General features: G+C 72.1%; 14 protein-coding genes. 4 read left to right on the top strand and 10 right to left on the bottom strand.

Annotation, left to right across the window (positions count from 1 at the left end; genetic code table 11):
* The first annotated feature begins 76 nt into the window (after positions 1 to 76).
* Entirely contained in the window at positions 77 to 1,495 is a 1,419-nt protein-coding gene (locus tag ACSQ2D_RS06815; RefSeq protein WP_435985213.1) for an AI-2E family transporter, read from the top strand.
* Here the strand turns inward: ACSQ2D_RS06815 and ACSQ2D_RS06810 are convergent.
* Positions 1,492 to 2,439, bottom strand: a complete 948-nt coding sequence (locus ACSQ2D_RS06810; protein WP_435985212.1) for an NAD(P)-dependent oxidoreductase — start codon at positions 2,437 to 2,439, stop codon at positions 1,492 to 1,494. The two genes, ACSQ2D_RS06815 and ACSQ2D_RS06810, sit on opposite strands and share 4 nt — an antisense overlap.
* A 98-nt stretch (positions 2,440 to 2,537) precedes the next feature.
* Between ACSQ2D_RS06810 and ACSQ2D_RS06805 the strand changes: the two genes are divergently transcribed.
* Positions 2,538 to 3,116 (top strand): TetR/AcrR family transcriptional regulator, encoded by a 579-nt coding sequence (locus ACSQ2D_RS06805; RefSeq protein ID WP_435985211.1) that lies wholly within the window; start codon positions 2,538 to 2,540, stop codon positions 3,114 to 3,116.
* Positions 3,117 to 3,122: 6 nt separating this feature from the next.
* Here the strand turns inward: ACSQ2D_RS06805 and ACSQ2D_RS06800 are convergent, their stop codons facing one another.
* Positions 3,123 to 3,431: a hypothetical protein gene (locus tag ACSQ2D_RS06800; RefSeq protein WP_435985210.1), complete on the bottom strand. Its 309-nt coding sequence runs from the start codon at positions 3,429 to 3,431 to the stop codon at positions 3,123 to 3,125.
* Positions 3,432 to 3,447: 16 nt separating this feature from the next.
* Complete coding sequence (locus tag ACSQ2D_RS06795) at positions 3,448 to 5,226, bottom strand: 3-hydroxyacyl-CoA dehydrogenase family protein (RefSeq protein WP_435985209.1); 1,779 nt, start codon at positions 5,224 to 5,226, stop codon at positions 3,448 to 3,450.
* Between the two features lie 85 nt (positions 5,227 to 5,311).
* Between ACSQ2D_RS06795 and nucS the strand changes: the two genes are divergently transcribed.
* A complete protein-coding gene (gene nucS, locus ACSQ2D_RS06790) occupies positions 5,312 to 6,007 on the top strand; it encodes an endonuclease NucS (protein WP_435985208.1) in 696 nt (231 codons plus the stop codon).
* Between the two features lie 64 nt (positions 6,008 to 6,071).
* Here the strand turns inward: nucS and ACSQ2D_RS06785 are convergent, their stop codons facing one another.
* From ACSQ2D_RS06785 to murA, 5 genes are all read right to left on the bottom strand, one after another.
* Positions 6,072 to 6,755 (bottom strand): DNA alkylation repair protein, encoded by a 684-nt coding sequence (locus ACSQ2D_RS06785; protein WP_435985207.1) that lies wholly within the window; start codon positions 6,753 to 6,755, stop codon positions 6,072 to 6,074.
* Between the two features lie 5 nt (positions 6,756 to 6,760).
* Positions 6,761 to 7,108, bottom strand: a complete 348-nt coding sequence (locus tag ACSQ2D_RS06780) for a hypothetical protein (RefSeq protein WP_435985206.1) — start codon at positions 7,106 to 7,108, stop codon at positions 6,761 to 6,763.
* A 20-nt stretch (positions 7,109 to 7,128) separates the two neighbouring features.
* Positions 7,129 to 9,147 carry a protein meaA gene (locus ACSQ2D_RS06775; protein ID WP_435987825.1) on the bottom strand — a complete coding sequence of 673 codons (2,019 nt, stop codon included), beginning with the start codon at positions 9,145 to 9,147 and terminating at the stop codon, positions 7,129 to 7,131.
* Positions 9,148 to 9,250: 103 nt separating this feature from the next.
* Positions 9,251 to 9,619, bottom strand: a complete 369-nt coding sequence (locus ACSQ2D_RS06770; protein WP_435985205.1) for an STAS domain-containing protein — start codon at positions 9,617 to 9,619, stop codon at positions 9,251 to 9,253.
* 204 nt (positions 9,620 to 9,823) lie between these two features.
* A complete protein-coding gene (gene murA, locus ACSQ2D_RS06765) occupies positions 9,824 to 11,110 on the bottom strand; it encodes a UDP-N-acetylglucosamine 1-carboxyvinyltransferase (RefSeq protein WP_435985204.1) in 1,287 nt (428 codons plus the stop codon).
* A 66-nt stretch (positions 11,111 to 11,176) separates the two neighbouring features.
* Here murA and ACSQ2D_RS06760 point away from each other — a divergent pair, with 66 nt between their 5' ends.
* Complete coding sequence (locus ACSQ2D_RS06760; RefSeq protein WP_435985203.1) at positions 11,177 to 11,821, top strand: cob(I)yrinic acid a,c-diamide adenosyltransferase; 645 nt, start codon at positions 11,177 to 11,179, stop codon at positions 11,819 to 11,821.
* Between the two features lie 128 nt (positions 11,822 to 11,949).
* Here ACSQ2D_RS06760 and ACSQ2D_RS06755 read toward each other — a convergent pair whose 3' ends face one another.
* Complete coding sequence (locus tag ACSQ2D_RS06755; protein WP_435985202.1) at positions 11,950 to 12,387, bottom strand: DUF2550 domain-containing protein; 438 nt, start codon at positions 12,385 to 12,387, stop codon at positions 11,950 to 11,952.
* A gap of 8 nt (positions 12,388 to 12,395) precedes the next feature.
* Positions 12,396 to 12,671 carry a F0F1 ATP synthase subunit epsilon gene (locus ACSQ2D_RS06750; protein ID WP_028785412.1) on the bottom strand — a complete coding sequence of 92 codons (276 nt, stop codon included), beginning with the start codon at positions 12,669 to 12,671 and terminating at the stop codon, positions 12,396 to 12,398.
* Between the last annotated feature and the right edge of the window lie 20 nt (positions 12,672 to 12,691).

Raw genomic sequence — 12,691 nt, 5'->3', positions numbered from 1 at the left:
CGGCCTCGTGCCGGCACTCCTGACACGCCCCGGGCAACTCGGGCCGGTCGCGGGTGCCTGACGTAGGCTCGCGGGCGTGAGCATCTGGGGACGGTGGACGCGGTACCGCCGCGCCCAGCGCGCCCGGATGGACGAGTTCCGGGCCCGCGACCTCGGCTTCGACGAGCGCGCCTCGCGAGCGGCCTACGGGGATCCCGCGGACTCGCCCGACGGACGGGGTGGGCCCGACCTCCTCGCCAGCACCCTCCCGCTCGGGGCCGGGCCGACCGACGCGCCGGCCACCACCGACGCGCCACCCTCAGGCTCCACGACCTCCGGCCCCAGCGGCGCCACCAGCCCCACCGGCGCCACCGCAGCGACCGACGGCTCAGAAGCCGCAGGCGCGGCTGCCCCGGGAGCCGGTGGTGGCAAGCGGGGCAAGGCCGGGCGGCGCGACTTCGGTCCGAGCGGCACCCCCTTCAACCGGCAGTCACCGTTCTACATCGGCTTCGTCGGCGCGATCGGCGTGCTCACGGCCTACGCCGTCGTGCAGGCGGTCGGCCGCCTGGGCACGGTCATCACCCTGCTCGTCATCTCGTTCTTCCTGACGCTCGCGCTCAACCCGCTCGTCGAGGCGCTGACCCGCCGCAGGCTGCGCCGCGGCTGGGCGGTCACCATCGTCTTCCTCGGCGTGCTCGCCGTCTTCGCGCTGGTCGGCTGGGTCGTCATCCCGCCGGTGGCCGAGCAGGGCAGTGAGCTCGCGACGAACGCGCCGAGGCTCTTCGACAACCTGCTGGCCAACCCGTGGGTGCAGGACGTCGACCACCGCTACCAGCTCGTCCAGCGCATCCAGGAGGAGGTCAACAAGCGCGTCGCCGACGGTAACCTGTGGGCCGGCGTCTTCGGCGGCGTCCTCGACGCGGGCAAGGTCATCGCGACCGGCGTCTTCAGCGGGTTGACGGTGCTCGTCCTCACCCTCTACTTCCTCGCGTCCCTGCCGGCGGTCAAGCAGGCGGCCTACGCTCTCGTGCCGGCCACCCGGCGCCCGCGCACCGTCTCGCTCTCCGAGGAGGTGATGCGCCGCGTCGGGTCCTACGCCATCGGCCAGGTCGCCGTCGCCGCGATCAACGCGTTCTTCGCCTGGATCATGATGAGCCTCATCGACCTGCAGTTCGCCGCGGTGCTGGCCGTGCTCGTGGGCTTCCTCGGGCTGGTGCCGATGATCGGCGCGACGCTCGGCGCGACCGTCGTCGCGATCGTCGCGTTCTTCGACGAGCCGAAGAAGGCGCTCATCGTCATCATCTACTTCATCGTCTACCAGCAGATCGAGAACTACGCCGTCATGCCGCGCATCATGCAGCGGACCGTGGCCGTTCCCGGCGCCGTGACGGTCGTCGCCGCGCTCGCCGGCGGGGCCCTGCTCGGCATCCTCGGCGCGCTGCTGGCGATCCCGTTCGCGGCGGGGGCGCTGCTGCTCTACGAGGAGGTCCTCGTCCCCCGCCAGCGCCGGCACTAGCCGCGGTCGCTCCGCGAGGGGGTATGCCGTGTGCCCGGGGAGCCGTGACGCCGTGACGTGCCGTCGGTGCGGGCATCCCGCTGCTCCAGGGCCGTGACGACGGCCGCCATGTCGAGCGCGCCGAGCCCGGCGGCCTCGGTCTCCCTGAAGAGCTCGCGCGTCGCCTCGAGCACCGGGCTGTGGGCCCCGACGGCGCCCGCGGCGTCGGCGATGAGCCGGGTGTTGGTGTGGACGTCGCGCACCGCGGCCTGGGCCTCGAAGTCGCGCGCGACGAGCTTGGCGAGCTTGACCGTCGAGACCGCGCTCGCCATCGGACCGGAGTCGAGGGCGTGACGGAAGACCTCGAGGTCGAGGTCGAGGCGGTCGGCGAGGTGGAAGGCCTCGGCGAGCCCGGCGACCATCGTGCAGAGGTAGAGGTTGACGGCGAGCTTGGTGCCCGTCCCCGCCGGCACCTCGCCGCACCGGACGACCTCGCGGCACATCGGGGCGAGCAGCGGTGCGACGCGGTCGACGACCTCGGGCCGGCCGGCGACGAGGCCCACGAGCTCCGCCCGCTCCGCCGGGACGCGCGAGCCCGAGACGGGCGCCTCGACGTAGTCACCGCCGGCCGCCTCGACGTCCCGAGCGAGGGCGGCGGAGAAGCCGGGCGAGGTCGTGCCGAGGTGCACGACCGTGCGCCCCGACACCATCCGCGAGAACGCGTCACTCCCCCGCTGGAGCACCTCGTCGACCGCAGTCTCGTGGGCCAGCATGAGCAGGACGACGTCGCTGGCCTCGAAGACGGCTGTCGGCGAGGGGTGCACGACGGCTCCCAGCGATGCCAGCGCCGCGGCTCCGCCCGGCGAGCGGTTCCACACGGAGAGAGGGATGCCCGCACGCTGCAGGTTGGCCGCCATGGGCCGTCCCATGATGCCGAGACCGATGAACCCGACGCGCGTCTCCATGGCGACCTCCATCCGTGACTAGTATGACGAGTGTCATAGTAGCGCTCGGATCATGACGAGTGTCATGGTCGAGGTCACCCGACCGGACCGGAGGCGACATGTCGGCCAGCACCCGTGGACATCGCGAGCGCATCGTCTACGAGACCGCCCAGCACCTGCGTCGCGCCGGGGTCTCCGGCACGGGACTGCGGGAGGTCGTCGCCGCCGCGGACGCACCACGCGGCTCCCTCCAGCACTACTTCCCCGGCGGCAAGGACCAGCTCGTCGGGGAGGCGCTCGAGTGGGCCGGCACCTGGGCCGCCGAACGCGTCGACGAGCACCTCGCCCGGATGAGGCGGCCGACCCCCGCGCGCCTCTTCACCGCGATCGTCGACGACTGGGCGGCCGACCTCGAGTCGCGCGGCTTCGCCCGCGGCTGCCCCGTCGCCGCCGCGGTCGTCGACTGTGCGGACACCAACGACGCCGTGCGCCGGGCGGCCACCTCCGCCCTGCAGACGTGGCGGCGTCCGATCACCGCGGCCCTCGTCACGATGGGCCGGACGCCCCGGCGGGCGCAGGCACTCTCGACCCTCATGCTGTGCGCCCTCGAGGGAGCCATCGTGCTCGCCCGCGCGCAGCGTGACACGGCTCCGCTGCACCTCGTGGGCCGCGAGCTCGCCCCCGTCCTCGACGCCTGACGCGCGTCAGCGGTAGGAGTTGCCGCTCGGCCGGGCGTCGCGCCGCTGCCAGCAGCCGGTGTGCCAGTGCCGACGGTCCCCGAGCCCGCCGACGCCCTCGGCCGGCCACACGACGACGTGCGGGACCCCGGGTGGGATGTCCTGTTGGCACCCCGGGCAGAGGTAGTCACGCGTGGCGGACGCGCCGCTGACGGAGCGCACGGTCCAGCGCGTGCCGGCATACGACTCCTCACGCGTGGAGCCGCCCTGGATCCGCGTCACGTCGAGCGGCACGTGCTCACGCGCGTGCTTGCTGGGACGACGACGCGAGGGCATGTCTCCAGCGTAGGTGTCAGGCGTAGGTGCGGAAGCCGCGCCCCGTCTTGCGCCCGAGGTAGCCGGCGGTGACGAGGTGCTCGAGCAGCGGCGCGGGGGCGTAGCCGCGCTCGCGGAACTCGAGGTAGAGCTCGCGCTCGATGGCGAGGGACACGTCGAGGCCGACGACGTCGAGCAGCTCGAACGGCCCCATCGGCAGGCCACAGCCGGTCTTCATCGCGGTGTCGATGTCGTCGGCCGTCGAGTAGTTGGCCTCGAGCATCTTCACGGCGTCGTTGAGGTAGGGGAAGAGCAGCGCGTTGACGATGAAGCCGGCGCGGTCGCCGCACGTCACGGCGTGCTTGCCGACCGTCGCGCAGAGGGCCTGCACGGTCGCGATGACGTCGTCGGCGGTCGACACCGTGTGCACGACCTCGACGAGCTTCATGACCTGGGCCGGGTTGAAGAAGTGCATGCCGATGACGTCCTGCGGGCGCTTCGTGGCGGCCGCGCACTCGACGACGGGCAGCGAGCTCGTCGTCGTCGCGAGGATGGCTCCCGGGCGGCAGATCTCGTCGAGGTTCTCGAAGAGCGCGCGCTTGACGGTGAGGTCCTCGACGACGGCCTCGACGACGAGGTCGACCTGGGCGAGGTCCTCGAGGCGGGTCGTGCCGCGCACGTGGGCCAGGGCCGCGTCGCGGTCCTCCTCGGTGGCCTTGCCGCGCTGGACGGCCTTCTCGAGGCTCTTGGCGAGCGCCGCGCGCACCGCCTCGACCTTGGCGTCGCTGCGGGCCACGAACGTCACGTCGAGGCCGGCCTTGGCGAAGACCTCGACCATGCCGGTGGCCATCGTGCCGGAGCCGACGACGCCGACCGTCCGGATCGGGCGCGTGCCCGTCGTGGAGTCCTGCGCGGCCGTGGGCGTCAGGGCGTCGTCGACGACCGCCGAGCTGCCCGGGGCGGCATACGTGTAGAAGCCGCGGCCGCTCTTGCGGCCCTTGAGCCCGGCGCTGACCATCTGCTTGATGATGGGGCTCGGGGCGTGCAGGCGGTCGCGGCCCTGCTTGTACATCGTGTCGAGGATCTCGTAGGCGGTGTCGAGCCCGATGAGGTCCATGAGCGCGAGCGGCCCCATGGGGTAGCCGCAGCCGAGCTTCATGGCGGCGTCGATGTCCTCGCGCGTGGCGTACTTGCTCTCGTACATCGCGACGGCGTGGTTGAGGTAGCCGAAGAGCAGGGCGTTGGCGATGAAGCCGGCCTTGTCCCCGACGATGACGGGCTTCTTGCCGAGCCGCTCGGCGAGCGCCTTGACGTCCTCGAAGATCTCGTCGCTCGTGATGACGGTCTTGATGACCTCGACGAACTGGAGCACGGGCGCCGGGTTGAAGAAGTGCATGCCGACGACGCGCTTGGGGTTGATCGTGGCGACGGCGATCTCGGTCACCGGCAGCGAGCTGGTGTTCGTCGCGAGGATCGCGTCGTCGGAGACGATGGCGTCGAGCTTGGCGAAGATGTCCTTCTTGAGGTCGAGGTGCTCGGGCACGGCTTCGACGACGAGCTGGCACTCCTTGAGGTCGGCCATGTCGCTCGTGAAGAGCACGCGCGCGTGGAGGGCGGCCTGCTCCTCGGCGTCGAGCTTGCCGCGCGAGACGGCCCGGTCGGTCGAGTGCTGCAGGACGCCCTTGCCCTTCTCGACCGCCTCGTCGGTGACCTCCACCGCGACGACGTCGATGCCGTTGCGCGCGAAGACCTCGACGATGCCGGCACCCATGGTGCCGAGTCCGATGACGCCAACCTTGGTGAACTCTCGAGCCATGGGCGAAAGTCTCGCAGAGGGTGTGCGCCGGCCACACCCGCCCGGGGCGTGACGCTGCCCACGCGCCCTCCTCTAGGGTGGACCGGTGCGTCTCGTCATAGCCCGGTGCAGCGTCGACTACGACGGTCGGCTCACCGCCCACCTCCCGCTCGCGACCCGGCTGCTCGTCGTCAAGGCCGACGGCTCGGTGCTCGTGCACAGCGACGGCGGCTCCTACAAGCCGCTCAACTGGATGTCGCCGCCGTGCACGATGGCCGAGGTCGAGCCCGACGAGGTCCAGACCGCCGACGGGATCGTCGCCGTCTGGCGGGTGCAGCACGCCAAGAGCGAGGACCGCCTCACGGTCCTCATCCACGAGGTCCTGCACGACTCCGACCACGAGCTCGGCGTCGACCCGGGCCTCGTCAAGGACGGCGTCGAGGCGCACCTGCAGCGGCTGCTCGCCGAGCACATCCACACCCTCGGCCACGGCTGGTCGCTCGTGCGCCGCGAGTACATGACGGCCATCGGGCCCGTCGACATCCTCGCGAAGGACTCGGCCGGCACGAGCGTCGCCGTCGAGATCAAGCGTCGCGGCGAGATCGACGGCGTCGAGCAGCTGACCCGCTACCTCGAGCTGATGAACCGTGACCCGCACCTCGCGCCCGTGACGGGCGTCTTCGCCGCCCAGCAGATCAAGCCGCAGGCGCGCACGCTCGCCGAGGACCGCGGCATCCGGTGCGTCGTGCTCGACTACGACGCCCTCAAGGGCATCGACGACGCGGAGTCCCGCCTCTTCTGACCCCACCGAGGGCGTATGCCGTGTCGTCGCCCACGCGAGGCAGGTGAGCCGTGCCGCAGCGCGGTCACACCCATCGCGAGCGCAGGTCGGGTGGCAGCTTCTCGACGGCGAGCCGGACAGCCGGTCGCGGCATCCCTTCGACGTGCTCCTCGAGGAAGGCCACCAGCCGGTCGCGGTCACGCTCGCCGGCGTGCTTGACGAAGATCCCGACGGGCTTGTGCACCAACGGGTCCCGGTCGGCCGCGAGCCGGCCGGCGAGCTCCCAGCCGACCTCGACGTCGTCGCTGTCGAGGAAGCCGAGCGGCGCCGTCATCGCGGTGCGCCGGCGCAGCGGCTGGGGCGAGAGGGCCAGGTCGCGCAGGATCTGCTTGTCACGACCCACGAGCCACAGCCCGATGACGCGCGGCGCGGCCCGGTCGACCATGTCCCACGTCGTGATCCGGTCGTGGTGGCCGAGGTAGGTCCGGGCCAGGGTGCCCCGACCGTGCCCGTCGATCCGCTTGCGCCGCGCCTTGAAGTCGAGGATGCAGAGGGCCGCGAGGCGTGGCTCGTAGGCCGGGTGTGCGAGCAGCTGCTGCACCTCGCCGAGCGGGAGCGAGGTGTGGCGCCTGGCGGCAGCGAAGAGCGTGCCCATCCGCACGCCGAAGGCCTCCTCGTCGGGGGCGATGCGCTTGCGCACCGACGCGAGCGCCTCCGGTGAGGCCTCGGCCTCGAGCTCGGCGACGACGACGTCGGCGGTCGCCGTCACCGCCATCAGGACAGGCCCTCGATCGTCTGGGTGCTGACGCCGTCCGCGTCGACGAGCAGCAGGACGGGGTCGGGCTCGTCGCCGCCGCGCACGACGACGACGGTCTCGCCGCGGTGCCGGTCGACGAGCTCCTCGAGACCGGACGACCCGTCGCGGAGGTCGCCGTGGCCGAGGTGCGAGGGGACGCCGAGGTCGTCGGCGAGCGACTCGACCGGGCCGGTGTCGGGGACGTCGTCGGCGGCATACACCGCCTGGACCTTCTCGAGGTGGATCGCGGAGGCGAGCCACGGGACGTCCGTGAGCCCCGGAGGGTTGACCAGGATGATGCGTGCGGCGCACTGCAGGTCGCTCATACCTGCGACGCTACGCCTGCTCAGGCCGGCGCGGACTCAAGGGGCGCAAGACCCCGTGCGGTGCGGATCACACCGACCATCTCGGCCATGATGTCGTTGAGTCCGAAGTCCTTCGGGGTGAAGACCATGGCGACGCCGGCGGCCCGGAGCGCGCCAGCGTCGGACTCGGGGATGATGCCGCCGACGATGACCGGCACGTCGCCGGCGCCCGCCTCGCGCAGTCCCCGCAGCACCTCGGGCACGAGCTCCATGTGCGAGCCGCTGAGGATCGAGAGCCCGACGAGGTGGACGTCCTCGGCCACCGCGGCCGCGACGATCTGCTCGGGGGTCAGGCGGATGCCCTGGTAGACGACCTCGAACCCGGCGTCTCGGGCGCGCACGGCGACCTGCTCGGCGCCGTTGCTGTGGCCGTCGAGGCCGGGCTTGCCGACGAGGATGCGCAGCTTCTCGCCGAGCTCCTCACCCGTGCGGGCGACGAGCTCGCGCACGTGGGACAAGGCGTCGCCGGGCTCGCTCGAGCCGACGCCGACCGAGCCGGTGACCCCGGTGGGAGCGCGGTACTCGCCGAACTGCTCGCGCAGCGCAGCCGCCCACTCCCCCGTCGTCACCTCGGCGCGGGCGCACTCGAGCGAGGCCGCCATGAGGTTGACGTCCGTCGCCGCATCGGCGCGCAGCCGCTCCATGGCGGCCGCGGCGCGCGCCCGGCGCTCGGGGTCGGCGTCACGCGTCTCGCGCCACGCGCGCACGGCCTCGGAGGCATGACGCTCGACGTCGGCGTCGACGGTCTGGATCGCCGTGTCGAGGTCGGCCGTGAGCGGGTTGGGCTCGGTCGTCTCGAAGCGGTTGAGCCCGACGATGACGGCCTCGCCCGTCTCGATGCGTCGGCGGCGCTCGGCGTGCGAGGCGACGAGCGCCGACTTCATGTAGCCGGACTCGACCGCCGCGACGGCGCCGCCCATCTGCTCGACCCGGGCCATCTCGGCCTTCGCCCCCGCGACGAGCTCGGCGACCTTGGCCTCGACGACGACCGAACCCTCGAAGAGGTCCTCGTGCTCCAGCAGGTCGGACTCGTAGGCGAGCACCTGCTGCATGCGCAGGCTCCACTGCTGGTCCCACGGCCGCGGCAGGCCGAGCGCCTCGTTCCACGCCGGCAGCTGGATCGCGCGGGCGCGGGCGTCCTTCGAGAGCGTCACGGCGAGCATCTCGAGGACGATGCGCTGGACGTTGTTCTCGGGCTGCGCCTCGGTGAGGCCGAGGCTGTTGACCTGGACGCCGTAGCGGAAGCGCCGGGCCTTCGCGTCGGTGACGCCGTAACGCTCCCGGGTCAGCTCGTCCCACAGCTGCACGAAGGCGCGCATCTTGCACATCTCCTCGACGAACCGCACGCCGGCGTTGACGAAGAAGGAGATCCGGGCCACGACGCTCGCGAGCTCCTCGGGCGGCACCTGGCCGGAGTCGCGGACGGCGTCGAGCACGGCGACCGCGGTCGACATGGCGTAGGCGATCTCCTGCACCGGGGTCGCCCCGGCCTCCTGCAGGTGGTAGCTGCAGATGTTGATGGGGTTCCACTTGGGGATCTCGCGCACCGTGTAGGTGACCATGTCGGTGATGAGGCGGAGCGACGGCGCGGGCGGGAAGACGTAGGTCCCGCGCGAGAGGTACTCCTTGATGATGTCGTTCTGGGTCGTGCCGGCGAGGTCGTGGACCCACGCCGCAGGGTCCTCGCCCGCCGCCTCGGCCTGGCGCTCGGCAGCCACCTGGTAGAGCGCGAGCATCCACATCGCCGTGGCGTTGATCGTCATCGACGTGTTCATCTCGCGCAGCGGGATCGCGTCGAACAGGGCCGCCATGTCGCCGATGTGGCTGATCGGGACGCCGACCTTGCCCACCTCGCCCCGGGCGAGGACGTGGTCGGGGTCGTAGCCGGTCTGGGTCGGCAGGTCGAAGGCGACGGAGAGCCCCGTCTGCCCCTTGGAGAGGTTGCGGCGGTAGAGCGCGTTGCTCGCAGCGGCACTCGAGTGACCGGCATACGTGCGCATGACCCAGGGTCGGTCGGGCGTCACCCGGGCGGCCGGATGCGGCGTGCTCTCCGTCGAAGACATGGCTCGACGGTAGCGGCGGGGTGCAGCGGTGGGGAGGCGCTCAGGCGGTGAGAGGCGCCACAGTCAGGCTCACCGGCGCCGGGTGGCGCGGGGCGAGGATGCGCTCGAGGCGACAGCCACGCAGCAGGCGCGTCGTGCGGTCGCTCGCGTCGACGAGCAGCAGCCGTCGCTCGGCGCGCGTGGCGCGGCGGTGGAGGTGGACGATGACCCCGAGGCCCGTGGCGTCGCCGATCTCGGCGTCGCCGAGGTGGAGGCGGAGCTCGCCGGGACCCTGGATGATGACCGCGTGGATCGCGTCGCGGATGTCGGGCACCGTGTGGACGTCGAGACGTCCCTCGATGATGACATCGTGGCCGTCGGGTGCGTCGAGCACTCTGACCGGACCCCTGCGGTGGGTGTTCAGCGTCATGTAGACCCCTCTCAACGCTGTGCCGTCACCATGATGACGCCTCAGCCAGCCAAAACGTTGCCCCTAGGAGTCAAGAAGTGGTCAAGAAAATACGAACATCGAGCGAAGAAGTCGGCCACGCTCCGCGCCGGCCCTGAGCGCTCCTGACAAAGGGGACGATCCGCCCCCGCGGCCGGCCGTCCTCCCCAGGGTGCGAGAGGTCGTCTACTCGAACGGGGGCTCGTCGTCCGGCTCGCGTGTCACGTCGGCGCCGAGGGCGCGCAGGGCCTGCTCGAACCGCGGGTAGCCCCGGTCGATGTGGTGGACGCCGCTGACGAGGGTGTCGCCCTCGGCCACGAGGCCGGCGATGACGAGGGCCGCGCCGGACCTGATGTCGCTGCTCTCGACGGGCGCGCCGGAGAGCATCGGGACGCCGTGGGTCATGACGTGGTGTCCGTCGATCTGGGCGTCGGCGCCGAGCCGGGCGAGCTCCTGCACCGTGCGGAAGCGGGCCTCGAAGAGGTTCTCGGTCACCATGGCCGAGCCGTCCGCGACGGCGTTGTAGGACAGGGCGAAGGGCTGCAGGTCGGTCGGGAAGCCCGGGTAGGGCAGCGTCGCGACGTCGAAGGCACGCGGGCGCCGGTCGACCGCGGAGACCCGGAAGCCGCGCGCCGTGACCTCGACGTGGCAGCCCGCCTCCTCGAGGGCCCCGAGCGGGGCCCGCAGGTGCTCGGCGACCCCGCCGACGACCTCGATGTCCCCGCGCGTCGTGGCGGCGGCGAAGGCCCACGTGCCGGCCGCGATGCGGTCGGAGACGACGGCGTGCTCGGTGGGGGTGAGGGCCTCGACCCCGTGGACGGTGATGCGGGACGTGCCGGCGCCCTCGAGCCGGGCGCCCATCGAGACGAGCATCTCGGCGATGTCGATGATTTCGGGCTCCTTGGCGACGTTGTCGATCGTCGTCGTGCCACGGGCCAGGACCGCCGCCGTGAGGATGTTCTCGGTGGCCCCCACGCTGGGGAAGTCGAGCCGGATGTCGGCACCGTGCAGGCCGCCCGGTGCCGTGGCCACGAGGTAGCCGTGGGTCACGTGCACCTCGGCGCCGAGGGCCTCGAGGCCGGCCGCGTGCAGGTCGAGGCCGCGCGAGCCGATCGCGTCGCCGCCCGGCACGGCCACGTCGGCCTCCCCCACGCGGGCCACGAGCGGACCGAGCACTGAGATGGAGGCCCGCAACGCCCGGACGAGCTCGTAGTCGGCCCGGTGACCGATGCGCTCGGGCACGTCGAGGACGACGACGCCGGCCGCCGGGTCGTAGTCGACACCCACCCCGAGTCGGCGCAGCAGCTCGGCCATGATCGTCACGTCGGCGATGGCCGGCACGTTCGTCAGCGTCGTGCGGCCCACGGCCAGCAGGGCCACGGCCATCAGCTTCAGGGCGCTGTTCTTGGCGCCCACGACGGCGACCTCACCCACGAGGTGGGCACCACCGACGACACGGAATCGCTCTCTCACCCGAGGAACCCTATCGGGGCACCGGCCGAGCGACGGCGCCTCCACGGCGGGTGAGAGAGTGGCCCCATGGTCAACCTGACGCGAATCTACACGCGCACCGGCGACGACGGCACGACGAGCCTCGGCGACTTCTCGCGGGTCAGCAAGAACGACGCCCGGCTGCACGCCTACGCCGACTCCAACGAGGCCAACGCCGCCATCGGCATCGCCGTCGCGTGCGGCGACCTGCCCGACGAGGTCAGGGCCACCCTCCAGCGCGTGCAGAACGAGCTCTTCGACGTCGGCGCCGACCTGTCGACGCCGCTCCGGCACTCCTACGACTACCCGCCCCTGCGCGTCGAGCAGCCGTGGGTCGACGACCTCGAGGCGGACTGCGACCACTACCTCGAGCAGGTCGAGAAGCTCCGGTCGTTCATCCTCCCCGGAGGCACGGCCGGGTCGGCGCACCTGCACCTCGCGACGACCATCGTGCGCCGCGCCGAGCGCTCCGCGTGGGCGGCGGTCGACCAGCACGGCACCGAGCCGGCCCCCGAGGGCACGGACGCGAGGGGCGTCGGCGGCGTCAACGTCCTGACGGCGAAGTACCTCAACCGTCTCTCGGACCTGCTCTTCATCCTCGCCCGCATCGCCAACAAGCCGATCGGCGGGGACGTGCTGTGGCAGCCCGGTGGCGGCCGCGTCGAGAAGCCCGAGCGCGCGAAGAAGCACTGACCCGCCACACGGCACACGCCCTCGGCACCGCGGTTGCGCGCGAGATCGCGCAGCTCAGGTCGCCGGGGCGCAGCGGGTGCGCGATCTCGCGCAGGACGAGCGGGACGTCGTGCGGCCTGGCCCGGCCGTCAGGCGACGTTGACGTTGTAGCCCGGGGGCGCGGCTTCCTGCCACGAGCGCAGCGCGGTGTAGGCGGGACCCTGCAGGGCCAGCTCGAAGTCGCTGTCGCCGTCGGTGCACGGCACCCGGCTCGCGTCGGGCAGCAGCGGGATCGAGTCGCTGCCCCTGAGCGGCTCAGGAGCGTCGAGCAGCAGGCGCTGGCGCAGCCAGCGGTGCTTGGGGCGCACGGAGACGCCCCCGAGGGCGTACCACTCGAGGGCGTTGTCGCCGAACCTGATGAGCCCCAGGCGCCAGCGGTCGGACTCGGAGCGACGCATGCCGCACAGGGTCAGGGGCAGGCCCTTGGCGATGTAGCGGCGGCGCAGGTAGGTCGTCGCGAGGACGACCACCGCGACCACCAGGAGCGTGCCGATCACGATCTCGGTCGAGACGAGAACGGACGGCACGCGGGACCTCAGCTCGTCTGCAGCGAGGAGGCGTCGACGTGCTCGGCGACGATCGTCACCACGTCGGAGTCGACCGAGAGGAACCCGCCGTCGACCGTCACGGTGCGACGCTCGCCCTCGAGGGACTCGATGGAGACCTCGCCCTCGACGAGGACACCGAGCAACGGGGTGTGGCCGGGCAGGATGCCCAGCTCGCCCGAGATGGACCGGGCGCGTACGAACTTTGCCTCGCCCTCCCAGACCTTCCGGTCGGCGGCAACCATCTCAACCTTGAGCGAACTCACGTTTCCTCCGGATCGTGGGG

This window comes from Terrabacter sp. LjRoot27, from assembly GCF_964254175.1.
Lineage (GTDB): Bacteria > Actinomycetota > Actinomycetes > Actinomycetales > Dermatophilaceae > Terrabacter.
This window is presented reverse-complemented; position numbering and strand designations above follow the sequence as displayed.